The organism is Kluyvera sp. (assembly GCF_047971185.1).
Taxonomy (GTDB): Bacteria; Pseudomonadota; Gammaproteobacteria; order Enterobacterales; family Enterobacteriaceae; genus Kluyvera.
Window position 1 is genome coordinate 38,277 of record NZ_JBKDZH010000012.1, and the last position, 25,630, is coordinate 63,906.

At 58.8% G+C, this 25,630-nt stretch carries 23 protein-coding genes; 13 read left to right on the forward strand and 10 right to left on the reverse strand.

Going from position 1 to position 25,630, the window contains the following annotated elements:
• Positions 1-58: 58 nt before the first annotated feature.
• The 7 genes from ACK5JN_RS01925 to pspA all read right to left on the reverse strand — a co-directional run bounded on the left by ACK5JN_RS01925 (position 59) and on the right by pspA (position 5,782).
• Complete coding sequence (locus ACK5JN_RS01925; RefSeq protein WP_416868602.1) at positions 59-1,627, reverse strand: ABC transporter substrate-binding protein; 1,569 nt, start codon at positions 1,625-1,627, stop codon at positions 59-61.
• 124 nt (positions 1,628-1,751) lie between these two features.
• Positions 1,752-2,819 (reverse strand): TIGR01620 family protein, encoded by a 1,068-nt coding sequence (locus ACK5JN_RS01930; protein WP_416868603.1) that lies wholly within the window; start codon positions 2,817-2,819, stop codon positions 1,752-1,754.
• The gene (locus tag ACK5JN_RS01935; RefSeq protein WP_416868604.1) at positions 2,816-4,213 is read right to left on the reverse strand and encodes a YcjX family protein; all 1,398 of its coding nucleotides are present in this window, start codon (positions 4,211-4,213) and stop codon (positions 2,816-2,818) included. The genes ACK5JN_RS01930 and ACK5JN_RS01935 overlap by 4 nt, the downstream gene beginning before the upstream one ends.
• A gap of 34 nt (positions 4,214-4,247) precedes the next feature.
• Positions 4,248-4,466, reverse strand: a complete 219-nt coding sequence (pspD, locus tag ACK5JN_RS01940; RefSeq protein ID WP_416868658.1) for a phage shock protein PspD — start codon at positions 4,464-4,466, stop codon at positions 4,248-4,250.
• Between the two features lie 14 nt (positions 4,467-4,480).
• Positions 4,481-4,840: an envelope stress response membrane protein PspC gene (gene pspC / locus ACK5JN_RS01945; protein ID WP_416868659.1), complete on the reverse strand. Its 360-nt coding sequence runs from the start codon at positions 4,838-4,840 to the stop codon at positions 4,481-4,483.
• A complete protein-coding gene (gene pspB / locus ACK5JN_RS01950) occupies positions 4,837-5,061 on the reverse strand; it encodes an envelope stress response membrane protein PspB (protein WP_416868605.1) in 225 nt (74 codons plus the stop codon). The genes pspC and pspB overlap by 4 nt, the downstream gene beginning before the upstream one ends.
• A 52-nt stretch (positions 5,062-5,113) precedes the next feature.
• Complete coding sequence (gene pspA, locus ACK5JN_RS01955) at positions 5,114-5,782, reverse strand: phage shock protein PspA (protein ID WP_416868606.1); 669 nt, start codon at positions 5,780-5,782, stop codon at positions 5,114-5,116.
• Between the two features lie 167 nt (positions 5,783-5,949).
• Here pspA and pspF point away from each other — a divergent pair, with 167 nt between their 5' ends.
• The 3 genes from pspF (at position 5,950) to ACK5JN_RS01970 (ending at position 7,906) form a co-directional block, all read left to right on the forward strand.
• The gene (gene pspF, locus ACK5JN_RS01960; RefSeq protein ID WP_416868607.1) at positions 5,950-6,924 is read left to right on the forward strand and encodes a phage shock protein operon transcriptional activator; all 975 of its coding nucleotides are present in this window, start codon (positions 5,950-5,952) and stop codon (positions 6,922-6,924) included.
• A gap of 146 nt (positions 6,925-7,070) precedes the next feature.
• Positions 7,071-7,649, forward strand: a complete 579-nt coding sequence (locus ACK5JN_RS01965; protein ID WP_416868608.1) for a hypothetical protein — start codon at positions 7,071-7,073, stop codon at positions 7,647-7,649.
• 83 nt (positions 7,650-7,732) lie between these two features.
• Positions 7,733-7,906 (forward strand): hypothetical protein, encoded by a 174-nt coding sequence (locus ACK5JN_RS01970; RefSeq protein WP_416868609.1) that lies wholly within the window; start codon positions 7,733-7,735, stop codon positions 7,904-7,906.
• A gap of 86 nt (positions 7,907-7,992) precedes the next feature.
• On the opposite strand, the gene ACK5JN_RS01975 is transcribed toward ACK5JN_RS01970, so the two are convergent.
• Both ACK5JN_RS01975 and ACK5JN_RS01980 read right to left on the reverse strand, forming a co-directional pair.
• A complete protein-coding gene (locus ACK5JN_RS01975; RefSeq protein WP_416868610.1) occupies positions 7,993-9,378 on the reverse strand; it encodes an MFS transporter in 1,386 nt (461 codons plus the stop codon).
• A gap of 27 nt (positions 9,379-9,405) precedes the next feature.
• Entirely contained in the window at positions 9,406-10,578 is a 1,173-nt protein-coding gene (locus ACK5JN_RS01980; protein WP_416868611.1) for a M20 aminoacylase family protein, read from the reverse strand.
• A gap of 172 nt (positions 10,579-10,750) precedes the next feature.
• On the opposite strand from ACK5JN_RS01980, the gene ACK5JN_RS01985 reads away from it, so the two are divergent.
• The 9 genes from ACK5JN_RS01985 to ACK5JN_RS02025 all read left to right on the forward strand — a co-directional run bounded on the left by ACK5JN_RS01985 (position 10,751) and on the right by ACK5JN_RS02025 (position 22,668).
• Positions 10,751-13,048, forward strand: coding sequence for a helix-turn-helix domain-containing protein (locus tag ACK5JN_RS01985; protein WP_416868612.1), 2,298 nt, complete (start codon positions 10,751-10,753; stop codon positions 13,046-13,048).
• A 90-nt stretch (positions 13,049-13,138) separates the two neighbouring features.
• Positions 13,139-14,788 carry an ABC transporter substrate-binding protein SapA gene (sapA, locus tag ACK5JN_RS01990; RefSeq protein ID WP_416868613.1) on the forward strand — a complete coding sequence of 550 codons (1,650 nt, stop codon included), beginning with the start codon at positions 13,139-13,141 and terminating at the stop codon, positions 14,786-14,788.
• A complete protein-coding gene (sapB, locus tag ACK5JN_RS01995) occupies positions 14,785-15,750 on the forward strand; it encodes a putrescine export ABC transporter permease SapB (protein ID WP_416868614.1) in 966 nt (321 codons plus the stop codon). Before sapA ends, sapB begins: the two co-directional genes overlap by 4 nt.
• Positions 15,737-16,627, forward strand: a complete 891-nt coding sequence (sapC, locus tag ACK5JN_RS02000) for a putrescine export ABC transporter permease SapC (protein WP_416868615.1) — start codon at positions 15,737-15,739, stop codon at positions 16,625-16,627. The genes sapB and sapC overlap by 14 nt, the downstream gene beginning before the upstream one ends.
• Positions 16,627-17,619 carry a putrescine export ABC transporter ATP-binding protein SapD gene (gene sapD / locus ACK5JN_RS02005; RefSeq protein WP_416868616.1) on the forward strand — a complete coding sequence of 331 codons (993 nt, stop codon included), beginning with the start codon at positions 16,627-16,629 and terminating at the stop codon, positions 17,617-17,619. The genes sapC and sapD overlap by 1 nt, the downstream gene beginning before the upstream one ends.
• 1 nt (position 17,620) lies before the next feature.
• Entirely contained in the window at positions 17,621-18,427 is an 807-nt protein-coding gene (gene sapF / locus ACK5JN_RS02010) for a putrescine export ABC transporter ATP-binding protein SapF (RefSeq protein WP_035896320.1), read from the forward strand.
• A gap of 37 nt (positions 18,428-18,464) precedes the next feature.
• Positions 18,465-19,250 carry an enoyl-ACP reductase FabI gene (fabI, locus tag ACK5JN_RS02015; protein WP_416868617.1) on the forward strand — a complete coding sequence of 262 codons (786 nt, stop codon included), beginning with the start codon at positions 18,465-18,467 and terminating at the stop codon, positions 19,248-19,250.
• A gap of 244 nt (positions 19,251-19,494) precedes the next feature.
• Positions 19,495-20,652: a CMD domain-containing protein gene (locus ACK5JN_RS02020; RefSeq protein WP_416868618.1), complete on the forward strand. Its 1,158-nt coding sequence runs from the start codon at positions 19,495-19,497 to the stop codon at positions 20,650-20,652.
• 81 nt (positions 20,653-20,733) lie between these two features.
• The gene (locus tag ACK5JN_RS02025; protein ID WP_416868619.1) at positions 20,734-22,668 is read left to right on the forward strand and encodes an exoribonuclease II; all 1,935 of its coding nucleotides are present in this window, start codon (positions 20,734-20,736) and stop codon (positions 22,666-22,668) included.
• 59 nt (positions 22,669-22,727) lie between these two features.
• Here ACK5JN_RS02025 and ACK5JN_RS02030 read toward each other — a convergent pair whose 3' ends face one another.
• Positions 22,728-23,243: a DUF4823 domain-containing protein gene (locus ACK5JN_RS02030; protein WP_416868620.1), complete on the reverse strand. Its 516-nt coding sequence runs from the start codon at positions 23,241-23,243 to the stop codon at positions 22,728-22,730.
• 360 nt (positions 23,244-23,603) lie between these two features.
• Here ACK5JN_RS02030 and pdeR point away from each other — a divergent pair, with 360 nt between their 5' ends.
• Positions 23,604-25,589 (forward strand): cyclic di-GMP phosphodiesterase, encoded by a 1,986-nt coding sequence (pdeR, locus tag ACK5JN_RS02035; RefSeq protein ID WP_416868621.1) that lies wholly within the window; start codon positions 23,604-23,606, stop codon positions 25,587-25,589.
• The last annotated feature ends 41 nt before the right edge of the window (positions 25,590-25,630 follow it).

Here is a 25,630-nt window from a genome sequence, read left to right on the forward strand (position 1 = left end):
AAAACAAACGGCAGCGGCCCAACGGTTCATGCCGTCGGGCCGCTGAAAACAATGGCGGTTATTTCGTGACGCGGTCGTACCAGACCATATCGGCGTTCAGCCCCTGCTGGTAGCCCTTGACGTTGTCGCGGATAACAATCTGGGTTTTACCCTGGTCGATAAACACGTACGGCGAGTTACGTTGCAGTTCTTCCTGCATTTTTTTGTACAGGTCGAGGCGTTTCGCCGCATCCGGCTCGGCCACCGCCGCCAGCGTCGCTTTGTTCAGCTCCGGGATTTTCCAGCTGTTCAGGCCAGCGACGGTACTGGATTTGCCATCGTTATAGGCGAAAGCGCTGGCGTTCGAGTGCGCATCGAAGTAATCCGGGATCCACAGGCGAATAGCCGCCTGATGCTGTTTGGCACGCACGCGCGCGTAAACCTGGCTCCCCGCCGCAGGAAGCAGATCGACCTTCACCCCGCCCTGGGCAAAGCTCGCCTGCATGGACTGCGCGATGGTGATAAACGGCGGTTTGTTTTCGACATCAAGGGTGAAATGGGCATCTTTAATCCCGGCTTTGGCCAGAATCTCTTTGGCTTTCGCCGGGTCAAATTTGAACGGAGTGTTATCCAGCGCGCCCGGGAAACCGACCGGCAGGAAGCTCTGATGCACGAAGTACTGGCCTTTCAGCAGATCTTTAGTGATGCCGTTATAGTCCACCAGCCAGCGGGCCGCTTCCCAGAATGCTGGGTTGGCCAGCAGCGGGTTGGTGCTGTTGCCGGTGTTGAACACCAGGTAGTTTTGCTCGGCGGAAGGAATACTCAGCACCTGCAGGCCCGGTTTGCCCTGCAGAGCGTCAATCTGGTCAGCCCCCAGATCGCGCGCCACGTCGGCGTCGCCCTGCTGAATCAGCAGACGACGGGAGGCCGGATCGGGCACGTTTTTGATGATCACGTTTTTCAGCTTCGGCGCGCCGGTCGGCGAGGTTTCGTTGGCTTCCAGCACGATGGCCTGATGCGGCTGATACACGCGCATTTTGAAGGCGCCGCTGCCCGCCGAGTGCATTTTCAGCCACTCGTTGCCGAAGTCGCTGCCTTTGACGTTGGCGGCGACAAGCTTCTCATCAACAATCGAGGCAATCGGGGTCGACAGAATGTTCAGCGCCACCGCCGGGCTAACGTCGGCGGTCCAGCTCAGCTGCAGCGTGTGGTCGTCTATTTTTTTCAGCTGGCTGGCGATATTGTCGGGCTGCCAGCCGAGCACGTTAAGGATAAACGCCGGGGATTTGTTGAGCGTCACGGCACGGGTATAGGAGAAGATGACATCTTCCGGGCGCAGCGGGTTGCCGGAAGCAAACTTCGCGTCGCTTTTCAGCGTGATGGTCAGCGTTTTCGCTGCCGCATCGGCCTGCCAGCTTTCCGCCAGAATCGGCGTAATTTTTGCCGGATCGTTGCGGTCTGGCTGCACCAGACGCTGATAAAGGCTCGGCACCGTCTGGATGCTGGAGAGCTCGTTGGCCTCCGCCGGGTCGAGGCTGACAATATCGTCCAGCCCCTGAGCCACTACCAGCGTGTTCGGAGGGGTGGCGGCATAAGCGGAGGCTGACAGCGCGGTCAGCACAAATAACGGCAGCAGTTTTCTGGTCATCGGACTTCCTGATTGTGATCATGCAGTTGACGGTATCCGCTAAGGTAGCGCTGCTTGTCACTTTCAGTAAAGTTAAGTATAGATATACCTTATGCCATTTTGGCATAAGGTTATTCATCCTCGCTTATTGGTCCTGCGCGGCGTTGGTTTTGCCCTTCTGTACCGTGGCTTTCAGCTGCCCTATCAGCTCACGACGGAAATCGCCCAGCCGCGGTTTGTCGTTATCAATCCACGGCAGCGGACGGCAAAGCTCCATCGCCTTGATGCCTAAACGCGCGGTCAGCAGCCCGGCGCCGATGCCCTGCGCCGCACGGGTAGAGAGCCGCGCCGCCAGATCCTGCGACATCCAGTCCATGCCGATCTCCCGCACCAGCTCGCTGGCGCCGGCAAAGGCAATATTGATCAGCACCAGGCGGAACAGCCGCAGGCGACTGTAGTACCCCAGCTCAATACCGTACAGATTGGCAATGCGGTTAATCAGGCGCAGGTTACGCCAGGCGATAAAGCCCATGTCTACCAGCGCCAGCGGGCTGACGGCAATCATCAGCGTCGATTCCGCCGCCGAGCGGCTGATTTCGCGGCGCGCCTGGGCGTCGAGCACCGGCTGCACCAGATGCGCGTAGAGGCTCACCACCTCGCGATCGCTTTGGGTTTCATGAATAGCGGCGTACCAGCGCTGAAGCGCCGGATGCGACTGATCCAGCCCGGCCTGACGCGCCAACCCTTCGCAAAACGCGCGCGCCTTGCCGACCCCGTGGCTGTGCATCAGCGTGCGCGCCTCATCACGCTCCTGCGCGCGCTGGCGTAACCGCCACAGCCTGCGCCACTCGGTGGCAACCGAACCGACACCCGCGCCGACGATCAGCGCGCCGGCAACGCAGCCGCCCAGCGCGGCCCAGTCCTGAGTCTGCCAGGCGTTGACCGTCCATTGCACGCCCTGTGCCACCACGCTGGCGCCAAACAGCGTCAACCCAGCGGTCACCATTTTGCGCCACAGGCTACGTTTTGGACGCAGCGCCGCTTCCACCGTCGCTTCGGCCTGGCCTTCCTGCTCGCCGTCTTCGTCGAGGGCCACAGGAGCAAATTTTTCCGCCGCGTCGCCGTCAAACGCCTGCGCGGTTTTAAACTGTTCCGGCTTCACTTCGTCGAGCGGCCCGTCAAAATCAATTCGTGGTTTAAATGAGTCGGTCATCGCAGCTTATCTCCAATCAAAAACTCCAGCGCGGCATCCAGACGGATATGCGGCAGCGGCTGGTCAACGTCCATCGTCTGCGGGCGAAACGCCTCAAACTGGAAGCCCTGTTTATCCCAGAACGCCTGCCCCGGCAGACGCGCTGGCACTTCGCCTGGATAGACGGTCAGCGGCTGACCGTCGCTCAGCCGGTGTCCACGCAGCGCGGGGATCTTCTCGCCGTTCACCTCAATCAACCCGCTTTGCGTCGCCTGTACCGAGGCCAGCCCCAGGCAGTCCATGGTGATGCCTTCAAAGGCGGCGTTCTGCCACGCGTCCTGGATCAGCTGTTGCAGCAGCGACACCATATTGCCGTGCTGATCGACGGTGACGTGATCCGCCTTGGTGGCAGCAAACAGCAGCTTATCAATCACCGGTGAAAACAGGCGGCGGAACAGCGTGCGCTGGCCGTAGTGGAAGCTGTGCATCAGCTGCGTCAGCGCGAGGCGCATATCGTTAAACGCCTGCGGCCCGCTGTTGAGCGGCTGCAGGCAGTCGACCAGCACAATCTGGCGGTCGAAGCGCAGGAAGTGTTCTTTATAAAAACCCTTCACCACCTTTTCACAGTAGTAGTTAAAGCGTTCGCGCAGCATCCCGGCGTTGCTGTGTTTATCGGCCTGCGCCAGCTTCGCCTCCCCCGCGCCGTCAACGTCCGGCCACGGGAAAAATTGCAGCGCCGGCGCGCCGGCCATATCGCCGGGCAGCACAAAGCGCCCCGGCTGAATAAAGTGCAGCCCTTCCTGCTTGCAGCGGTGCAGATAGTCGGTCCAGGCCTGGGCGATTTCCGCCAGCCGGTTTTCATCGGCCGGGGCCAGCGGATCCAGCCCGGCGCATAGCTCGCGCCATTTGGCCGACCACTCGCCGCGCTGGCCGTTCAGCAGCCCGGTCATCTGCCGCGACCAGGTCAGAGAGTCCTGATTCAGCATCGGCAGATCGAGCAGCCACTCGCCGGGATAGTCGACGATCTCCAGATACAGCGTGGACGTCTCTTTGAAATGACGCAGCAGCGAATCGTTCGATTTGTAGCGCAGCGCCAGGCGAATTTCACTCACCCCGCGGGTCGGCGTCGGCCACGACGGCGGCTGGCCGTACAGCTGGGCCAGCCCTTCATCGTAGGTAAAACGGGGAATACCGAGATCGCGCTGGGGAATACGTTTAACCCCCAGCAGACGTTCTTCACGCACCGCGCTTAACAGCGGCAGGCGCGCGCCGGTGTGGACATTCAGCAGCTGATTCACCAGGCCGGTAATAAAGGCGGTCTTGCCGCTGCGGCTCAGTCCGGTTACGGCAAGACGAAGATGCCGGTCAACCCCACGGTTGACCAGCGCATTGAATTCATTTTTGAGTCGCTTCATTGCTTATCAGACACTCCTGTCAACGCCGATAGCGCTATTTTGCCATGGGGAAATAGCGTTTGGCGAGGCGCGACAGCAGCGGTTCCAGCGCCACCGCCAGAATCATCTTCAGCGGACGACGGGCAACGGACTTCACCGCCCACCCGGCAACCCCTGCCGGGCCGTAGCGTAATGCGGTCAGCAGGGCAAGATTGCCGACGATTTTCAAACCGGGCTTCACCTTCTGGCCTGCCCGCTGCCATTTATTGTTCATCATTAACCTCAATTTCAGAGCTGACGGAACCGGCTACGCAAGGTAAAGGTGTCGGACGTCACGTAGCGTTCCATCTCACGCAGCCGCTGTTCACCGGCGGCCAGTTCAGCATCTACCGCATCCAGCAGGTCGCGGCTGGAGGGCTGATGCGGGTTGTTCATTGCCCCCTCCGGCATCGGGTCGAGGGCAAAGGTTAAAATCACGTAGGCGACGACCACAAAGAAAAACAGACCAAACAGCATCGCCAGCACGGTAATAATACGAATCAGCTTCACCGGCACGTCGAGGTACTCGGCGATACCGGCGCAGACCCCTTTCACCATGCCTCGCTGGGGAATACGCCACAGCTTTTTGTTAAAATCCAGCGCCATTATTTGTCCCTCCAGTTTGGATGTTCGGCATCCAGAATGGCTTCCAGCGCCTGAATACGCTCGCGCATCCGTTTAGCGTCGTCGGTCAAATGCAGCAAACGCTGCTGCTCCCCCTGCGACAGTTCGCCCGAACGAGAGCGATTGCTGTAGTGCAGCCAGAGCCAAATCGGCAGAACGAACAGCACAAACAGGGTCAGCGGGATGCCGAGGAAAAGCGCGCTCATAGATACTCCTTATATGTTATGAGCAGCGGCACGGTCGGTGCCGCCGGAGTCGTTATTGATTATCTTGCTTCATTTTGGCTTTCAGCGCGGCCAGCTGCTCGCTGATTTCATCATCGGCTTTCAGTTCAGCAAACTGCTGCTCCAGCGACGGCTGTTTGCCAAAACGATGGCTTTCCGCTTCGGCTTCCATATGGTCGATGCGGCGTTCAAAGGATTCAAAGCGAGCCATCGCTTCATCCAGTTTACCGCTGTCCAGCTGACGGCGCACATCGCGGGACGAGCTGGCCGCCTGATGGCGCAGCGCCAGCGACTGCTGACGGGCGCGGGTTTCGCTGAGTTTGTTCTCCAGCTCGCCAATCTCTTTCTTCATGCGCGCCAGGGTTTCATCCACCAGCGTGACTTCATGTTCCAGCGTATCGATAACATCGGTCAGCTTCTGTTTTTCAATCAGCGCCGCGCGTGCCAGATCGTCTTTATCTTTACGCAGTGCCAGCTCGGCTTTCTCCTGCCACTCTTCCTGCTGCGCCAGCGCGCGTTCGACGCGGCGAGTCAGATCTTTCTTTTCCGCCAGCGCACGGGCGGAAGTGGAGCGCACTTCCACCAGCGTGTCTTCCATTTCCTGAATCATCAAACGCACCAGCTTCTGCGGGTCCTCCGCTTTTTCCAGCAGTGAGTTGATGTTGGCGTTCACGATGTCGGCAAAACGAGAAAAAATACCCATTGTTCAATCCTCTTGGTTCTGTGTTTCGGGCTTAGCCCTGCGTAATGGTTATTACAACTTCCGTGCCAACTTTTTATCTTATTGATTATAAACGATGTGATTGAATTTTGTGCCATAAACGCCTACAGTGAAATGGCGAATTACACCAACAAGTGGCGAATTTCATCATGGCAGATTACAAAGACACCCTCCTCGGCGAAGCCAACCGCTTTATCGAGGTGCTGGAGCAGGTTTCCCGGCTGGCGCCGCTGAATAAACCGGTGCTGATTATCGGCGAACGCGGGACCGGTAAGGAGCTTATCGCCAACCGTCTGCACTACCTCTCCTCCTGCTGGCAGGGGCCGTTTATCTCGCTGAACTGCGCGGCATTGAACGAAAATCTGCTCGACTCTGAACTGTTCGGCCACGAAGCCGGGGCCTTTACCGGCGCGCAAAAGCGTCATCCGGGTCGCTTTGAACGTGCAGACGGCGGCACGCTGTTTCTTGATGAGCTGGCCACCGCGCCGATGCTGGTGCAGGAAAAGCTGCTGCGGGTGATTGAATACGGCGAGCTGGAGCGCGTCGGCGGCAGCCAGCCGCTGCAGGTTAACGTCCGCCTGGTGTGCGCCACCAATGCCGATCTGCCTCAATTAGTGGAAGAAGGCGCTTTCCGCGCCGACCTGCTCGACCGGCTGGCCTTTGATGTAGTGCTGCTGCCACCGCTGCGCGAGCGCCAGAGCGACATCATGCTGATGGCTGAACATTTCGCCATTCAGATGTGCCGTGAGCTAAAGCTGCCGCTGTTTCCCGGTTTTACCGACCGCGCCCGCGAGACGCTGCTGCACTACCGCTGGCCGGGTAATATTCGCGAGCTGAAAAACGTGGTCGAGCGTTCGGTTTATCGCCACGGTTCCATCGATGAGCCGCTGGACGACATTATCATCGACCCCTTCCACCGCCAGACCACCGTCAACGAGGAACCCACAGCGGAAATAGCCGGCCCGACGCTGCCGCTGAATCTGCGCCAGTTCCAGCTGGAGCAAGAAAAAGGCCTGTTACAGCAGAGTCTGCAACAGGCCCGGTTTAACCAGAAAAACGCCGCCGAGCTGCTGGGGTTAACGTACCATCAGCTGCGGGCATTGTTGAAAAAGCACGCGCTGTAAATGCCCTCCTCCATCAGGTGCTTTCACACAGAAAGCACCGAACAACCTCCCCCTTCGTCTGATTTCAGACTCCCGGTATACGTTAACTTTTCACGGTCTCTGCTTTACCCTTTCACTCACGCAAATCGCCAGGAAAGGCTAATGGAGTGAGCGAATTATCAATTCAGGAAACACATGAGCAGAGTCTCGAGGTCACACGGCAAGTTTTACACGCTTTTGGATGGTTCGGAATTTCTGTTGACGTGCTAAGCGATGCGGAAAAAAGAACGCTGCAAAATGGGATTGAAACAAGTGTGCTGAACTGGCCCTGGGCCATGACGCAATATGCCGGGAATGTCAGTGAGGGTATTTTAGACATCGCTTTAAAAGTGACGGACCACACGGTAGCCGATGGTTTGCATGCCGTCATTATCTGTAAATTTGACCAACGCCGAGATGAATTTGCTATTTGCATGCTAGAAAACTTCATTAACGACCAGACGACGGTGCTGACAGGTAACGTACTGACTATCGCTCTCGTGTACGCCACGACATTTTGCGATATCAACGAAATAGAAGATATTGGGATTCAGGATCCTTCAGATGTGGCAAAACCACGCTATAGGTCATATGGATTTGCAGAGGATTTCACCCGATTTAATCGCATGTCCTCTACCGTTATTGATGTCAAACTGCAGATACTTCGAAAGATCCGGGAGATGGAGAGCGACAGTAATGATGAATAATAGCTACGCTCTACGTTGTTTGTTATGTGAACACCCCTAGTGTAAAATGGTAGAAAGTCACCATCTGCCAGAGCGGAGGCAATATGATTAAGCATCATAAAAAAATAAATAAAGACAAAGCAATGACTGCCGCCCAAAAATCGCTGGACTTCTGGATGACGGTGGACGGAAGTAAACTTGCTACGCTTGGCCGTCGTGAAAAAGATTTGGATATCGTCGGCCCTGCCAGGAAGGCCAGGCTCGTAAACTACGGATAGTAAAGTGGCTTCCTGATGATAATTAAGGCTCCATTCGGAGCCTTAATTAATATTAAATCCGCAGTATGAAACCCCATCTGCCGACGTCAACGACGACGCGGCAGCATCAGCGCACTCACAATAATCGCCCCCAGGCACAGCAAACAGTTGAACCACAGCGCGTACTGCGCCGCTTTCGCCATGCCGTGCGGTAGAAACAGCGCGTACAGCGAGGCGGTCATCGCCAGGCCAAACGCGCCGCCCAGCGAACTGCCCATTTTGTAAATCCCGGAAGCGACGCCCACCTTATTTTCCGGCGCGCTGCTCACCGCGGTGTCGGTAGACGGCGTGGCGTAGCAGCCCAGCCCCAGGCCAAACAAGACGTTACTGAAAAAGACCGTCACGATGTAGGTCCAGGTGTCGAGGAAGGTGCAGGAGATCAGGAAAATCCCCACCATCGCGATCGCCGGGCCGCCCATCATGGGGAGCCTTGCGCCGTAACGCTGGAGCAGTTTCTCGCCGACCCGAATCATCAGCAGCACGGTCACCAGATAGCCCAGCGTCATCATGCCGGTCTGGAACGGGCTAAGATGCCGCCCCTGCTGGAGCCAGATGCTGGTGATCATCATCGTGCCAATCGCGCCGTTGAGCATCAGGTTCGATAGCACCGCCGCGCTATAAGCACGATTGTTAAACAGCGCGAAATCGATCAGCGCCGCCTCTTTTTTGCGCAACCCGCTGCGCACAAAAAAGGCCATCGCGGCGATCGCGCCCGCCAGCATGGTCAGCGACAGGCCGCTGGTCCATCCCCAGTGGTGCCCTTTCGAGATAAACAGATTGAACAGCACCAGCGCCGCCACCAGGCTCAGCAGCCCGCTGAGGTCCATTTTATGCTGTGACGCGGTGGCGCTGCGGCTCTCCGGCGTGCCGCGGATCAGCCAGAATGCCGCGAATGCCGCCACCATCGAGAAGACAAAGATCCAGCGCCAGCCCAGACCGGTAGCGATTGCCCCGCCGACAAACGAGCACAGGCCGCTACCGCCCCACGAGCCGATAACCCAGAAGCTGACCGCCCGCTGCCGCGCGCGCCCTTCATACCAGGTTTTGATCAGCGCCAGCGTGGCGGGCATGATGCAGGCCGCAGAGAGCCCCTGAATAATGCGCCCGGTGAGAAACAGCAGCGGCCCCTGCGACACCACCAACAACGCGCTGCCCACCATGCTTAACGCCAGACCGATCAGCGTCAGCCTTACCCGGCCAAACTTATCCGCCAGCCCGCCGCTGGCCACCACGAAGCAGCCGCTGAACAGCGCACTCAGGCTGACCGCGAGGGTCAGCGTCTCCAGCGAAATATCGATACTGTTTTTTACGACCGGGACGACGTTAATCACCGACTGGGCAAACAGCCAGAAGGTCAATACGCTTAACACAATCCCCGCCAGCAGCCGGTCGGTGCCGACATACTGCGCTTCATTCAACGTCACGGTACTCATGGCTCGCCCTCATGTTGCGCGCGTCACTTATCCACGCAGGTAATGTTCCGTCAGGCCGCACCACAGCGCCGCCCCGGTCAGCAGGATCTTGTCGTTAAAGTCATAGCCCGGGTTGTGGACCATGCAGCGGTCCGGCTCGTCGCCCGCACCGATGGTGAAGTACGCGCCGTTAGGGTTCTGCTCCAGCATAAAGGCGAAGTCTTCGCTGCCCATAAACGGATTGACCGTACCAATGGACTCCGCGCCGAAGAGCGAGGTTGCGACATCGCGCACCATCTGGTTAGCCTGCGGATCGTTTCTCAGCACCGGGCTGCCGTTGACGTGCGTCAGGGTGGCGGTGGCGTTAAAGCTTTCAGCCTGCGCCACGGCGATATCGTGAATACGCTGCAGCACGGTTTTACGCACCTGCTCGTTGAGGGTGCGCACCGTCAGCTTCATTTGTACTTTGTCATTAATGATGTTTGACGCATGCCCCGCCTGAATGCTGCCCACGGTCACCACCACCGGGTCGAACGGGCTGATATTGCGCGAAACAATAGTTTGCAGCGCCAGCGTAATATGGCAGGCCACCACGGTGGCATCGACGGTATGCTCCGGCACCGCGCCGTGGCCGCCCACGCCCTGAACGTCGATGTGCAGCGTGTCCGAGGAGGCCATCATCGCGCCGTCGCGCAGGCCAATTTTGCCCAGTTTCTGCCCCGGCATATTGTGCAGGCCAAAAATACGGTCACAGGGGAACCTGGTGAACAGGCCGTCCTCCAGCATCACGCGGCCGCCGTACAGCAGCTCTTCCGCCGGCTGGAAAATCAGGTGCAGCGTGCCGTCAAACTGTCGGGTACGCGCCAGATATTCCGCCGCATACAGCAGCGTGGTGGTGTGCCCGTCGTGGCCGCAGCCGTGAAAACAGCCGTCGGTTTCGCTGGCCCACGCCTTGCCGCTGCGCTCCTGCATCGGCAGCGCGTCCATATCGGCGCGCAGCCCCAGCGTTTTGCCGCCGTTGCCCACCTTGAGGGTGCCCACGACCCCGGTCCCCGCCAGGCCGTAATCCACCTCATAGCCCCAACTGCTTAGCAGCTTCGCCACTTCGGCGCTGGTTTTGTGCTCCTGAAAACCAATCTCCGGCTGCTGATGGAAACGGTGGCGTAGCGCGATAAATTCCGCTTCACGGCTCTGCAATGCTTCAACGATAGGATGTGTCATTTTTGTTATCCCTTTATGGCTCCACAGTGATAACGTCGAGTTTATGACGTGCAAGCGGCGATAAAATGCGCTTTTTTGTTCTATATTGACGAAAAATGAAATGACTATTTTTCATACGGTTTGGTTATGACAAAAAAGCAGCGGTTATTTTTTGTCTTCGCAGGAGAGCACCATGGCAGCCCAGCAAATCAGTGACTTTTCCGTTGTGGTGCAGGACGTTCGCCATCAGGTGCACGATGAACAGCAGGCGCTGACGCTGATTTGGCTACTTCAGGGCGAGGTCACTCTGGAAGCAGCCGACGACACCCGGGGGCTGCAAACCGGCGCGCTGGCGATCGTCAACCCCAACCAGCGCTGGCGGCTGCACGGCGAGCAGGCCAATACGGTGATGACGCTGGTGATGGCCAGCAGCTGGCTGACGCGCCTCGACGCGCACTTTTTTGCCGTTGACTATCAGGTGCCGCACCCTGCGCTGGAGCCCGAAGGACGGCTGCGCGGGCTGATGCGTCAGCTGCTGGTCACCCATTTGCTCAACCATGAAAACCACTCCCGGCTGGAGGCCAACCGCTGGCTGAGCGAAATTGCCCTGCTGCTGGCGACCCACTTTCAGCAGCCGCGTAAAGCGGGCGCGCCGCGCAATAATGAATCCGCGTGGAGCCATCGCATTCGCCAGGTGGTGGCGCGCATTGAGTCGCAGTACAGCCAGCGCCTGTCGCTGGCCGAAATCGCCCGCGCCGAACGCGTATCGGAAGCCTGGCTTTCACGGCTGTTCCATAAAGAAGTGGGCGTCAGCTTTATGCAGTACATCACCGCGCTGCGGCTGGAAAACGCCGCCGAACAGCTGCTGTCCACCCCCCTGCCGGTGCAGCGTATCGCCCAGCAGCAGGGGTTTGCCAGCGCGCGAGTGATGAGCGATCTGTTTAAACGCCGCCACGGCATGACGCCGCGCCAGTATCGTCAACAGTCAACCACCGTCGCCCGTAGCCGCACCCGCGAAAATCCGCCTGACCGCACGCTGCCGGTGGCCGCCGAGACGCTCTATGCCCTGCTCAACCACGTCGGTAAGCAGGACTGGGACAGCCCGCCGCCGCTCCAGCCACCGCTTCAGGCGCGGCAGATTGCCCTCGACACGGTTGCGATCCGCCGCGCGCCGCTGCGCCACGCTCAGGTGATGATTACGCTGCGCGAACTGGACGACCTGCTGCGTGATGATGTCCGCCAGTCGCTGATGGCGCTGGATGCGCAGATCCCGATTCACGCCATTGATATTCATGAACCTTTCCTCAGCAGCCGGCTGTTCAGTGAAGGCTGGGACGATCCGCAGATGGTTGGCTACGCCTGCTGGTACCATTTACAGCAGGTTTTCACCTTCCTGGCGCAGCGGGGCTGGCAGGTGCTGCTGCACACCAGCCTGACGACGCGCCCCGACCTGCTGCGCCAGTTTTTACGCCTGGCCGCCCAGCACTTTCCGCCGTCAACGCTGGCGAGCTGGCAGTTCGTCTGGCACTGGTCGCCGCAGGCCAGCGCCGAGGTCTGGGCGCAGCAAAAAGCGGCGATCCGCCAATGGTCACCGGACTCGCAGCTCGGCATTTGTCACCGCTTTAGCATCACCGAAGAGGATACCGTCGACGACGCCATCCTCGCCTCCCCGCTGCTGAAAGAAGCCGACTTCCTCGCCTGTTTCGCCAACGCGAACGAGCGTATCCAGCAGCAGCCGTTCGATCGCACCCGGCTGGCCGCCACCGAGAACTACCCGGTGCATAAGGTTCGGCAGATTCAGCGCGCCCTGCGTCAGCATCAGCTTGCGCTACCGCTCTGGCTGCTGTCGTGGAACACCCTGACCGGCTCCACGCGCCGCACCAACGGCGAGTTCTTCCGCGGCGCGCTGCTGATGAACAACCGGCTCGGTCTGGCCGAGCAGGTACAGCTCACGGGCTTCTGGCTCAACGCCAGCCAGCAGGGTGAGGCGCGCAGCAACGGGACTATAGACACCTCCAGCCTGGCGCTGTATTACCATCACGGGCTGACGCGTCCCATCTATTGGGTGCTGTGGCTGTGGCAACGTTTGCAGGGCGACATACTGGTGAACGACAAAAACGTGATGTTGCTGCACCAGCGCGGCCGCTATCAGCTGCTGCTGCGCAACCCGGTGGTGTTTAACCCGTGGCTATCGAGCGAAGAGGCATTTATTCAGCGCTTTCGCCAGCAGTATCCGGTACAGCTTCAGGGGTTGAGCGGCCGCTGGAAAATTAAGCGGCACCTGTTCGACCAGCACAACGGCGCGCTTTTCCCGCGTCTGGAAGCCATTGAGAGCAGCAGCGGCCCGGATGAGGAGAGCTGGACGTGGCTGGCGCATAAAACCCGACCGGCGCTGAGCGTGCGCGAAGAAACGGTAGCGGAAAGCTGGCAGGTGGTTGAGGCGCTGGAGAGCAATGCGCTGGTGTTATACGAGTTAACCCCACTGATCTGATGACTTTTAAAGCAGTTGCGCGCAGACATTTGTACCTGGTAGCCGTAAGTGCGATACACTTTGCAGATCAATCGAAAAAACAATGAAACTATGCGCCTGAATTTGTCTCCGTTCCTGGCTGCGTTGGGGTTAATCTGCGGCCATGCGATTGCCGCGCCGCAGCCGCTTGCCCCTCCCCATGCCGACATTCGCGACAGCGGCTTTGTCTACTGCGTCAGCGGGCAGGTCAACACCTTCAACCCGCAAAAAGCAGGCAGCGGGCTGATTGTCGACACCCTGGCCGCCCAGCTTTACGACCGTCTGCTGGACGTCGACCCGTACACCTATCGTCTGGTGCCGGAGCTAGCGGAGAGCTGGGAGGTGCTGGATAACGGCGCAACCTACCGCTTCCACCTGCGGAATAACGTCCAGTTTCAGACCACCAGCTGGTTTAAACCGTCGCGCGCGCTGAACGCCGACGACGTGGTATTTACCTTCGAGCGCATTTTCAATCGCCAGCACCCGTGGCATAACGTCAACGGCGGCGCGTTCCCTTATTTTGATAGTCTCCAGTTTGCCGACAGCGTGCACAGCGTGCGCAAACTCGATAGCCATACCGTCGAGTTCCGCCTCAACCGCCCGGACGCCTCGTTTCTCTGGCATCTGGCAACCCACTATGCGTCGGTGATGTCGGCGGAGTACGCCAATCAGCTGACCAAACAGGACCGTCAGGAACTGCTCGATCGTCAGCCGGTCGGCACCGGGCCGTTTCAGCTGTCGGAGTACCGCGCCGGGCAGTATATTCGTTTGCAGCGTCATCCCGCCTTCTGGCGCGGCACGCCGCTGATGCCACAGGTGGTGGTGGATTTGGGCTCCGGCGGCACCGGGCGTCTGTCTAAGCTGCTGACCGGCGAATGCGACGTGCTGGCCTGGCCTGCCGCCAGCCAGCTCACCATCCTGCGCGATGACCCGCGCCTGCGCCTGACGCTGCGTCCGGGGATGAACATCGCCTATCTGGCCTTTAACACCGACAAGCCGCCGCTGAATAACCCCGAGGTGCGCCACGCGCTGTCGCTGGCGATTAATAACCAGCGCCTGATGCAGTCCATTTATTATGGCACCGCAGAAACCGCGGCCTCTATTTTGCCTCGCGCCTCCTGGGCCTACGATAACGAGGCTAAAATTACCGAATACAACCCGCAGGAAGCGCGTCGACGTTTACAGGCGCTGGGGCTGGATAAGCTGACGCTGCGCCTGTGGGTGCCGACCAGCTCTCAGGCGTGGAACCCTAGCCCGCTGAAAACCGCCGAGCTGATTCAGGCCGACATGGCGCAGATTGGCGTGAAGGTGATTATCGTGCCGGTGGAGGGCCGCTTCCAGGAAGCACGGCTGATGGATATGAATAATGACCTGACGCTCTCCGGCTGGGCCACCGACAGTAATGACCCGGACAGCTTCTTCCGTCCGCTGCTGAGCTGCGCGGCGATTAACTCGCAGACCAACTTCGCCCACTGGTGTAACCGGGAATTTGACAGCGTGCTGCGCAAAGCGCTGGACTCGCAGCAGCTGGCCTCACGCATTGACGCCTACGACGAAGCCCAGCAGATTCTGGCGCGCGAGCTGCCGGTGCTGCCGCTGGCCTCTTCGCTGCGTCTGCAGGCCTATCGTTACGACATTAAGGGGCTGGTGCTGAGTCCGTTTGGTAATGCCTCGTTCGCCGGCGTGTCGCGGGAAAAAGAAGAGAAGGTGCAAAAACCATGATTATTTTCACCCTTCGTCGCCTGTTGCTGCTGCTGGTTACGCTCTTTCTTCTGACCTTCGTCGGCTTCAGCCTGAGCTACTTTACCCCGCACGCGCCGCTCCAGGGCGCGTCGCTGTGGAACGCATGGGCGTTCTGGTTTGACGGCGTGATGCACTGGGATTTCGGCGTGTCGAGCATCAACGGCCAGCCTATTTCCGAGCAATTGCGCGAAGTGTTCCCGGCCACCATGGAGCTGTGCATTCTGGCGTTTGGCTTTGCGCTGCTGGTGGGGATTCCCGTCGGCATGCTGGCGGGCATCACCCGCAACAAATGGCAGGACAAGGTGATCAGCTTTTTCGCCCTGCTTGGCTTCTCAATTCCTATCTTCTGGCTGGCGCTGCTGCTGACGCTGTTCTTCTCCCTGACGCTGGGCTGGCTGCCGGTGTCCGGGCGCTTCGATCTGCTGTACGAGGTGAAAAACGTCACCGGCTTCGCGCTGATTGACGCCTGGCTTTCCGACTCGCCCTGGCGACATGAGATGATCATCAGCGCCGTGCGCCATATGGTGCTGCCGGTGCTGACGCTGGCCGTGGCCCCCACTACCGAAGTGGTGCGTCTGATGCGCATCAGCACCATTGCGGTCTACGACACCAACTACGTCAAAGCGGCGGCCACCCGCGGCGTTTCGCGTCTGACTATTCTGCGCCGCCACGTGCTGCACAACGCGCTGCCGCCGGTGATCCCGCGTCTGGGATTGCAGTTTTCTACCATGCTCACGCTGGCGATGATCACCGAAATGGTCTTTAGCTGGCCGGGGCTGGGGCGCTGGATGATTAACGCCATTCGCCAGCAGGACTATGCGGCGATTTCCGCCGGGGTGATGGTGATTGGCGCGCTGGTGATCATTGTTAACGTGATCTCCGATATTCTGGGTGCTATGGCTAACCCGCTGAAACATAAGGAATGGTATGCCTTACGATAGCGTCTACCTCGAGAAGCGCCCGCCGGGCGCGCTGCGTACCGTGTGGCGTAAATTCTACGGCGACACCACCGCGATGATCGGCCTGTATGGCTGTATCGGGCTGGCGGTGGTGTGTATCCTCGGCGGCTGGTTTGCGCCGTACGGTATCGACCAGCAGTTCCTCGGTTATCAGCTGCTGCCGCCGTCGTGGTCGCGCTACGGCGAAGTTTCCTTCTTCCTCGGCACCGACGATCTGGGCCGCGATGTCCTGAGCCGCCTGCTCAGCGGCGCGGCGCCCACCGTCGGCGGCGCGTTTGTCGTGACGCTTGCCGCCACCGTTTTTGGCCTGGTACTGGGCGCCTTTGCCGGGTCAACCCGCGGCCTGCGGTCGGCGGTGCTGAACCATATTCTCGACACCCTGCTGTCGATTCCGTCGCTGCTGCTGGCGATTATCGTTGTCGCCTTCGCCGGGCCGCATCTCAGCCACGCGATGTTTGCCGTCTGGCTGGCCCTGCTGCCGCGCATGGTGCGCTCGATCTACAGCATGGTGCACGACGAGCTGGAGCGTGATTACGTCATCGCCGCCCGCCTCGACGGCGCTACCACGCTGAATATTCTGTGGTTCGCTATTCTGCCGAATATCGCCGCCGGGCTGGTGACCGAAATTACCCGCGCGCTGTCGATGGCAATCCTCGATATTGCCGCGCTGGGCTTCCTCGACCTTGGCGCGCAGCTGCCGTCGCCGGAATGGGGCGCGATGCTCGGCGATGCGCTGGAGCTTATCTACGTTGCGCCGTGGACGGTAATGCTGCCGGGCGCGGCGATTATGGTCAGCGTGCTGCTGGTCAACCTGCTGGGCGACGGTATTCGCCGCGCCATTAACGCGGGGGTGGAATAATGCCGCTACTTGATATTCGCAACTTAACCATTGAATTTAACACCAACGAAGGCTGGGTGAAGGCCGTTGACCGCGTCAGCATGACGCTGGCCGAGGGCGAAATCCGCGGCCTGGTGGGGGAATCCGGCTCGGGTAAGAGCCTGATTGCCAAAGCCATTTGTGGCGTCACCAAGGACAACTGGCGCGTCACCGCCGACCGTATGCGCTTTGACGATATCGACCTGCTGCGTCTGTCGAACCGCGAACGGCGCAGGCTGGTCGGCCACAACGTGTCGATGATTTTCCAGGAGCCGCAGTCCTGTCTGGACCCTTCCGAACGCGTGGGCCTCCAGCTGATGCAGAATATCCCCGGCTGGACCTTTAAAGGCCACTGGTGGCAGCGCTTCGGCTGGCGGAAACGTCGCGCGATCGAGCTGCTGCACCGCGTCGGCATTAAGGATCACAAAGACGCGATGCGCAGCTTCCCCTATGAGCTGACCGAAGGTGAATGCCAGAAGGTGATGATCGCCATCGCGCTGGCTAACCAGCCGCGTCTGCTGATTGCCGATGAGCCGACCAACGCCATGGAGCCGACGACGCAGGCGCAGATTTTCCGCCTGTTGACCGGTCTTAACCAGAACAACAACACCACCATCCTGCTGATTTCCCACGATTTGCAGATGCTGACCCACTGGGCGGATAAAATTAACGTCATGTACTGCGGGCAGACGGTGGAGACCGCGCCGAGCGAAGAGCTGGTGACCACGCCGCATCACCCGTACACCCAGGCGCTGATTCGTGCGATTCCGGACTTTGGCCGTTCCATGCCGCATAAAAGCCGCCTGAACACCCTTTCCGGCGCTATTCCGCTGCTGGAACAGCTGCCGATGGGCTGCCGCCTGGGGCCGCGCTGCCCGTACGCGCAGCGAAAATGTATTGAAACCCCGCGCCTGACGGGAGCGAAGAACCACCTGTTCGCCTGTCATTTCCCGCTGAACATGGAGAAAGAGTGACATGGTCGAAACGCTGCTTGAAGTGCGCAACCTCAGTAAAACCTTCCGCTACCGTACCGGCTGGTTCCATCGCCAGACCCTACAGGCGGTGAAGCCGCTGAGCTTTACCCTGCGCGAGAAGCAAACGCTGGCGATTATCGGCGAGAACGGGTCCGGCAAGTCCACGCTGGCGAAAATGCTGGCGGGGATGGTCGAACCAACCACCGGCGAGCTGCTGATTGATGACCATCCACTGGAATTCGGCGACTACTCATTCCGCAGCCAGCGCATCCGCATGATTTTCCAGGATCCGAGCACCTCGCTGAACCCGCGTCAGCGTATTTCGCAGATCCTCGATTTCCCGCTGCGCCTGAATACCGATCTCGAACCCGAGGCCCGACGTAAGCAGATTATCGATACCCTGCGTCTGGTCGGCCTGCTGCCGGACCACGTCAGCTACTATCCGCACATGCTGGCCCCGGGGCAGAAACAGCGTCTGGGGCTGGCGCGCGCGCTCATCCTGCGCCCGAAGGTGATCATCTGCGACGAAGCGCTGGCCTCGCTGGATATGTCGATGCGTTCGCAGCTGGTGAACCTGATGCTGGAACTGCAGGAGAAACAGGGCATCTCGTACATCTATGTGACCCAGCATCTGGGGATGATGAAGCACATCAGCGATCAGGTGCTGGTAATGCATCAGGGGGAAGTGGTCGAGCGCGGCAGCACCGCCGACGTGCTGGCCTCCCCGCTGCACGATTTAACCAAACGGTTGATTGCCGGTCACTTTGGCGAGGCGCTCACCGCCGACGCCTGGCGCAAAGACCGCTAATCGCCGCCGTCACCCTTAAGAGAAGGAGGATTACGCTATGGGTTTTCTTTCCGGCAAACGTATCCTGATTACCGGCGTCGCCAGCAAACTGTCCATCGCCTACGGCATTGCTCAGGCGATGCACCGCGAAGGGGCCGAGCTGGCGTTCACCTATCAGAACGACAAACTGAAAGGCCGCGTTGAAGATTTCGCCGCCTCGCTGGACTCGCAGATTGTGCTGCCGTGCGACGTGGCGGAAGACGAGAGCATTGAAGCGCTGTTCAGCGAGCTGGTAAAAGCATGGCCAACGTTCGACGGTTTCGTCCACTCGATTGGCTTTGCGCCCGCCGACCAGCTTGACGGCGACTACGTCAACGCGGTCACCCGTGACGGTTTTAAAATCGCCCACGACATCAGCTCCTACAGCTTCGTGGCGATGGCGAAAGCCTGCCGTGAGATGCTGAAGCCCGGCTCCGCGCTGCTGACGCTGTCCTACCTCGGCGCCGAGCGCGCGATCCCCAACTACAACGTCATGGGGCTGGCGAAAGCGTCGCTGGAAGCGAACGTCCGCTATATGGCTAACGCCATGGGGCCGGAAGGCGTTCGCGTCAATGCCATCTCAGCGGGCCCGATTCGTACGCTGGCCGCCTCCGGCATCAAGGATTTCCGAAAAATGCTCGCCCATTGCGAAGCGGTAACGCCGATTCGCCGCACCGTCGCCATTGAAGATGTCGGTAACTCCGCCGCGTTTCTGTGCTCAAACCTCGCCGCCGGCGTTTCCGGTGAAGTGCTGCACGTTGACGGCGGCTTCAGCATTGCCGCCATGAACGAGCTGGATCTGTAGCCTCGACTGTAGGCCTGATAAGCGCAGCGCCATCAGGTAAATTGGCGCACATTGCCGGATGGCGGCGTAAACGCCTTATCCGGCCTACAGCCCCCCTCCCGCCTCTGTTATTCCAGTCAGTTATTAATTATCGCCGAACAATATTTTCTCCCTCGTCACGCATGCGCCAGGATATTTATCCATAACGATCCGGCAACATCTCCTTCGACGCGGCCGGTCGCCACCTTCAGATCAAGGAACACCCATGGAGCCACGCCGCGTTTCCGGCAAAAACCACTGGTATCACGAAACCCAGTCGAGAACCCAACACAGCGACGTGATGCCGCTGGTTCCCGAAGCCGCGCACGTTGACGACCGTTTTTTACTGGACCTCGCCCTGCCTGACGCGCTGCTAAGCGCTAATCAACGCTGGCTGAGCGCTGCCCGCACGCTGGCTAATCAACTGTTCCCCGACGCCGTCTCCGTTAATCGGCTGCGCACCTTCAGCGACTACGATCGCCTGAGCACCGCGCTAACCGTCGCCCAGGTCTGCGGCGTTCAGCGCCTGTGCAATCACTATGCCGCACGGCTGGCGCCGCTGCCGGGGCCGGACTCGTCGCGCGAGAGCAACCGTCGGCTGGCGCAAATTACCGAATATGCCCGCCAGCTCGCCAGCTCGCCGTCGATCATCACCCCCCGCGCGCGCCAGCAGCTGGACGACGTGGGAATGACGCTGCATGACATTATTCTGATTAATCAGATTGTCGGTTTCGTCGGCTTCCAGGCGCGAATTATTGCCCTCTTCCAGGCGCACATGGGCTTCCCGGTTCGCTGGATCCCCGGTATGCCGGTCCAGGAAGACGCTGACCCCGACCGCTTCACCAGCGATAGCACGCGGTGGCATACCGATCTGGAGGTCATTGAAGCGCATCAGGCCAATACGCCGCAGGGCGAGGCGCTCTCCCGCTGGCAGAATCTGGCGGAGCTTCACGCGCTGGCCCCGGTGCTGGCCCATGAGGAGACGCTGCTGGCAGGATTGGGTGAACTGCTCAATGCGCTGACGTTTACGCACCCGCTGCTGCCGCTGTCGGCGCTGATTCCGGCGCGCATCAACGGCAGCGTCAGCTGTTTCAACTACAACAGCGGATTATGGCAAGGCGCCAGCGGCCTGCCGGAGGCGGTACGCAACGGCGAACGGGCGATTCTGGCGTGGAGCCACCACTACCCCTGCGAACGGGCGCTCGCCCAGGCCGCACAGCTGCTGACCCGCGCGCCAGACCGCTTTAGCGCCGCGCAGATGAGTCCGCTTATCGATCACGGGGTGTCCACGCCAGATGCCATCGCGCTGCTTGCCTGGACCGCCTTCAGCGGCTGGTTAAACAGGCTACGCATCGCGCTGGGCAGCGCACAACAAGTTACGTAAAAGGGTGAAACAGCGCTTGCTGCAACCCGGTGATTCGCGTCACAATGTCAGCCGCTCTTTTGGCCACGAAAATAGATCAATATGCTTCAGGACAACCCGCTGCTTGCGCAGCTAAAACAGCAACTCCATTCCCAAACGCCACGCGCGGAAGGGGTCGTCAAAGCCACGGAAAAAGGTTTCGGTTTCCTCGAAGTCGACGGACAGAAAAGCTACTTTATTCCGCCGCCGCAGATGAAAAAAGTGATGCACGGCGACCGTATTATTGCGGTGATCCACTCTGAAAAAGAAAAAGAGAGCGCCGAGCCGGAAGAACTGGTCGAGCCGTTCCTGACCCGCTTTGTGGGTAAGGTGCATCGCAAGGACGACCGCCTGTCTATCGTACCTGACCATCCGCTGCTGAAAGACGCGATTCCTTGCCGCGCCGAACGTGGCGTGACGCACGATTTTAAACAGGGTGACTGGGCCGTTGCTGAAATGCGCCGTCATCCGCTGAAAGGCGATCGCAGCTTCTACGCTGAACTGACCCAATTCATTACCTTTGGTGACGACCACTTTGTGCCGTGGTGGGTAACCCTCGCCCGTCATAACCTGGAAAAAGAAGCGCCGAACGGTGTTGCCACCGAAATGCAGGACGAAGGGCTTGAGCGCCGCGACCTGACCGCGCTGGACTTCGTCACCATCGACAGCGCCAGCACCGAAGATATGGATGATGCGCTGTTTGTGGAGGAAGCCGCCGACGGCAAGCTGCTGCTGACCGTCGCTATCGCCGACCCAACCGCCTGGATCGTCGAAGGCAGCAAGCTGGACAACGCCGCCAAAATTCGTGCGTTCACCAACTACCTGCCGGGCTTTAACATCCCGATGCTGCCGCGCGAGCTGTCTGACGACCTGTGCTCCCTGCGCGCAGAAGTGGTGCGTCCGGTGCTGGCCTGCCGCATGACGCTGGCCGCCGATGGCACCATTGAAGACAACATTGAGTTCTTTGCCGCTAACATCGAGTCGAAAGCCAAACTGGTGTACGACGACGTGTCCAACTGGCTGGAGAATACCGGCAGCTGGCAGCCGCAGAGCGAAGCCATTGCGCGCCAGATTACCCTGCTGCAACGCGTCTGTCAGGTGCGCAGCGAGTGGCGTCAAACCCACGCGCTGGTGTTCAAAGACCGTCCGGACTACCGCTTCGTGCTGGGCGAGAAAGGCGAAGTGCTGGATATCGTCGCCGAGCCGCGTCGTATTGCCAACCGCATCGTTGAGGAGTCAATGATTGCGGCTAACATCTGCGCGGCGCGCGTGCTGCGCGACAAGCTCGGTTTCGGCGTTTACAACGTCCACACCGGTTTCGCGCCGGACAACACCGAAGCGCTGGCCGCGCTGCTGAAAACCCACGACGTGCACGTCGACCCGGTGGAAGTGCTGACGCTGGAAGGCTTCTGCAAGCTGCGCCGCGAGCTGGACGCACAGCCGTCAGGCTTCCTCGACAGCCGCATTCGCCGCTTCCAGTCGTTCGCTGAAATCAGCACCGAGCCTGGCCCGCACTTTGGTTTAGGCCTCGAAGCGTACGCCACCTGGACTTCGCCGATTCGTAAGTACGGCGATATGATCAACCATCGTCTGCTGAAGGCGGTGATCAAAGGTGAAAGCGCTTCACGTCCGCAGGATGACATCACCGTACAGATGGCCGAACGCCGCCGTCTGAACCGTATGGCGGAACGCGACGTCGCGGACTGGCTATATGCGCGCTACCTCAGCCCGATGGCGGGTAACGATACGCGCTTCGCCGCCGAGATTATTGACGTAAGCCGCGGCGGTATGCGCGTACGTCTGGTCGATAACGGCGCGGTGGCCTTTATTCCGGCCCCGTTCCTGCACGCCGTACGCGACGAGCTGGTTTGCAGCCAGGAAAGCGGCACCGTGCAAATCAAAGGCGAAGTGGCCTATAAAGTCACCGACGTGATTGATGTCACCATTGCGGAAGTGCGCATGGAGACGCGCAGCGTGATTGCCCGCCCGGCCGCGTAATCTGCTGAAACGGCCCCTTCGGGGCCGTTTTTTTATTCTCTGCATTCGAGCGAATATCTTTAATACAAACTCGCTACATATTCATTGATGGGCTGCGGTAATAGATCTTGTGGATGGTCGCCACCAAAGGTTAGCCATTTACTGCTCCCGTTTAGTATTGTGGAAGCAATCACATTATTGCTTTGCGCGTTGTACACCGTAATCTTTACTTCTATTTTATCTGGAAGACCCGACCATTCAGTTGCCCTATCTTCCCAATGTAAAATTTGCGGAATAACATAATAGCCGTCTTTCATTTGCTGACTGTTCTGCAGGCATTCTTGCGTAGCACATGTCGAGATAACCGCAGCATCATCCGTATAGCGAGAAAATGCCGTTCGTACAGCCATTGCGGTCATGGACCCAGACTGGCTGTATACCTTCGCGTCATAGGTACCATTTTCCGGTTGAGCGATAAGTACTTTTTTATTTTTAATCAGCTGTTCGGTGTTTTTCGTGACTTCGGCAGCATTGTATTTTGCGCTACAGCCCACAAGGAGCATCATCCCAAAAACAAGGATAACCTTTTTTTTCATTTCGTTGTTCCAGAAGTTATTCGGTGGCATTTCATCATTAATCAATACAGGTTTATATCTACAACTTCACTGCAAGTAAAGTGAATATCAGTTATTCGTAGTAGTATAACGTGATTTTACAATATTATATTAAAGAGCATAAAACCATTTATACAAACAATACAATTTTCAAAAGACAATTAATAACAAAATGCATTCATATCACTTATTTAAAACATCCTGCCGGATAAATAATCTTCATACCTCGTTATTATTTTTTAATGTTTTGCCAACCTGCTCTCTTTTTTTCTCAGCGAAATCGCCCAAAAACGTTCACACTGAATACCATGGCATCCGCACGCAGGTGTACGCGAGGAAGATATGGTGAAGTCTCTGGCACAAAATCTGCTCGGCCCAAACTCCAGCGAAACCAGCCTTTACTGGCGCTTGTCGCGCGCAGAGCCGACGCTGCTGCTGGGGGCGGATCCCGATGCCAATGCCGATCTTGCCGTTCCGCTGAGTGACGAAAACGCCAGCCGCATTCGGGCAATGTCCGTCACCACCTCCAGTATCGCCATCAATATTCAGCTTAACGGCTACGATGTTCCCATCCATCTGATAGGCCGTAAGGTCAGCGGCACCGAATGGGCCGGCACCGCCTCCTCGTGGTTTGACACCTCCTCCGTTGCGCGCGACCTGTTACAGGGTCTGCTGTTCGCCGAACAGGTGGTATCGGAAGCTAACGCGGTGATCGTGATTCTCGACAGAGAAGGCAAAATTCAGCGTTTCAACCGCCTGTGCGAGGAGTATACCGGCTTCAAAGAGCAGGACGTCATTGGCAAAACGGCGTTCGAGCTGTTTATGTCGGCCCCGGAAGCGGCGGCTGCGCGCGAGAACGTCAGCCGTTTTTTCACCAACGGCGGGCCGTATGAAGTGGAACGCTGGATCAAAACGCGCAAAGGCTCGCGCCTGTTTTTATTTCGCAACCGCTTCGTGCACAGCGGTAGCGGCAAAAATGAGATCTACCTGATTTGCTCCGGAACCGATATTACCGAAGAACGCAAAGCCCAGGAGCGGCTGCGGCTGCTGGCGAATACCGACACCATCACCGGCCTGCCAAACCGTCACGCGATTAATGAGCTGATTGGCCGCGCCATGGATAACCGCAAGGACCACGAGCAGGTTGGGCTGGTCTATTTCGACCTGGATAACTTTAAGAAGGTGAATGACGCCTACGGTCACCTTTTTGGCGACCAGCTGTTGCAGTCCGTCGCGCTGTCGATTTTAAGCTGCCTGGAAGACGGGCAGACCCTGGCACGACTCGGCGGCGATGAGTTTATCGTCCTGGCGGTGGAGACCTCCCAGAGCGCCTTAGAAGCGATGGCGTCGCGGGTGCTGACCCGCCTGCGCGACCCGTTTCGTATCGGCCTGATTGAGGTCTACAGCGGCTGCTCGCTCGGTATTTCCCTCGCCCCGCAGCACGGCGAAGACCGGGAAAGCCTGATTCGCAACGCCGACACCGCAATGTATACCGCCAAAGAGAAAGGCCGCGGGCGCTTCAGCGTCTTTTCTCCCGAAATGAATCAGCGCGTGTTTGAGTACCTGTGGCTGGACACTAACCTGCGTAAGGCGCTGCAAACCGATCAATTAGTGATCCATTATCAACCTAAGGTGGCGTTAAACGGCGAAATTCAGAGCGTAGAGGCGCTGGTGCGCTGGAACTCGCCGGAGCGCGGGCTGATTCCGCCGTTAGACTTTATCTCTTACGCCGAAGAGTCGGGGCTGATTGTGCCGCTGGGGCGTTGGGTGATGCTTGAGGCCATCCGCCAGCTGGCGCAGTGGCGCGATCGCGGTATTCATCTGCGCGTGGCGGTCAACGTGTCGGCGCGTCAGCTGGTCGATCAATCCATTTTCAGCGATCTCAAGCAGGCGTTGAAGGCTGAGCATTTCGATGAATGCCCGATCGATATTGAGCTGACCGAAAGCTGCCTGATTGATAACGCCGACCAGGCGCTGGAGGTCATTCAGCAGTTTCGTTCATTAGGGGCGCAGATTCACCTCGACGATTTTGGCACCGGCTACTCGTCGCTATCGCAGCTGGCGCGTTTTCCGATCGATACCATCAAGCTGGACCATAGTTTTGTGCATCATGTCCACCTTCAGTCGGTTTCACAATCGCTGGCGCTGGCGATTATCGCCGTGGCTCGAGCGCTGAATCTGCGCATCATTGCCGAAGGGGTGGAGGATGCGGACGATGACGCTTTCTTAAGGCAAAACGGCGTTGACGAGCGGCAGGGATACTATTTTGCCCGGCCAATGCCCGCCGCTGAGCTGGAGCGCTGGCTGCAAGCGCGTCAGGGGTTATAAGGTAAGCCTTTTTTTCACTTCTCTTTTGTCTGTAAATTTAG

Excerpts from the sequence above, each read along its gene's own strand:
- sapA (WP_416868613.1), top strand. The coding sequence starts at position 13,139 with ATGCGCCTGAATTTGTCTCCGTTCCTGGCTGCGTTGGGGTTAATCTGC.
- pspD (WP_416868658.1), bottom strand. The coding sequence starts at position 4,466 with ATGAACAATAAATGGCAGCGGGCAGGCCAGAAGGTGAAGCCCGGTTTG.
- sapF (WP_035896320.1), top strand. The coding sequence starts at position 17,621 with ATGGTCGAAACGCTGCTTGAAGTGCGCAACCTCAGTAAAACCTTCCGC.
- ACK5JN_RS01935 (WP_416868604.1), bottom strand. The coding sequence starts at position 4,213 with ATGAAGCGACTCAAAAATGAATTCAATGCGCTGGTCAACCGTGGGGTT.
- pspA (WP_416868606.1), bottom strand. The coding sequence starts at position 5,782 with ATGGGTATTTTTTCTCGTTTTGCCGACATCGTGAACGCCAACATCAAC.
- ACK5JN_RS01980 (WP_416868611.1), bottom strand. The coding sequence starts at position 10,578 with ATGACACATCCTATCGTTGAAGCATTGCAGAGCCGTGAAGCGGAATTT.
- ACK5JN_RS02030 (WP_416868620.1), bottom strand. The coding sequence starts at position 23,243 with ATGAAAAAAAAGGTTATCCTTGTTTTTGGGATGATGCTCCTTGTGGGC.
- sapD (WP_416868616.1), top strand. The coding sequence starts at position 16,627 with ATGCCGCTACTTGATATTCGCAACTTAACCATTGAATTTAACACCAAC.
- ACK5JN_RS01975 (WP_416868610.1), bottom strand. The coding sequence starts at position 9,378 with ATGAGTACCGTGACGTTGAATGAAGCGCAGTATGTCGGCACCGACCGG.
- ACK5JN_RS01925 (WP_416868602.1), bottom strand. The coding sequence starts at position 1,627 with ATGACCAGAAAACTGCTGCCGTTATTTGTGCTGACCGCGCTGTCAGCC.
- ACK5JN_RS01970 (WP_416868609.1), top strand. The coding sequence starts at position 7,733 with ATGATTAAGCATCATAAAAAAATAAATAAAGACAAAGCAATGACTGCC.
- sapB (WP_416868614.1), top strand. The coding sequence starts at position 14,785 with ATGATTATTTTCACCCTTCGTCGCCTGTTGCTGCTGCTGGTTACGCTC.
- ACK5JN_RS01930 (WP_416868603.1), bottom strand. The coding sequence starts at position 2,819 with ATGACCGACTCATTTAAACCACGAATTGATTTTGACGGGCCGCTCGAC.
- ACK5JN_RS02020 (WP_416868618.1), top strand. The coding sequence starts at position 19,495 with ATGGAGCCACGCCGCGTTTCCGGCAAAAACCACTGGTATCACGAAACC.
- pdeR (WP_416868621.1), top strand. The coding sequence starts at position 23,604 with ATGGTGAAGTCTCTGGCACAAAATCTGCTCGGCCCAAACTCCAGCGAA.
- pspB (WP_416868605.1), bottom strand. The coding sequence starts at position 5,061 with ATGAGCGCGCTTTTCCTCGGCATCCCGCTGACCCTGTTTGTGCTGTTC.
- ACK5JN_RS02025 (WP_416868619.1), top strand. The coding sequence starts at position 20,734 with ATGCTTCAGGACAACCCGCTGCTTGCGCAGCTAAAACAGCAACTCCAT.
- sapC (WP_416868615.1), top strand. The coding sequence starts at position 15,737 with ATGCCTTACGATAGCGTCTACCTCGAGAAGCGCCCGCCGGGCGCGCTG.
- fabI (WP_416868617.1), top strand. The coding sequence starts at position 18,465 with ATGGGTTTTCTTTCCGGCAAACGTATCCTGATTACCGGCGTCGCCAGC.
- pspF (WP_416868607.1), top strand. The coding sequence starts at position 5,950 with ATGGCAGATTACAAAGACACCCTCCTCGGCGAAGCCAACCGCTTTATC.
- ACK5JN_RS01985 (WP_416868612.1), top strand. The coding sequence starts at position 10,751 with ATGGCAGCCCAGCAAATCAGTGACTTTTCCGTTGTGGTGCAGGACGTT.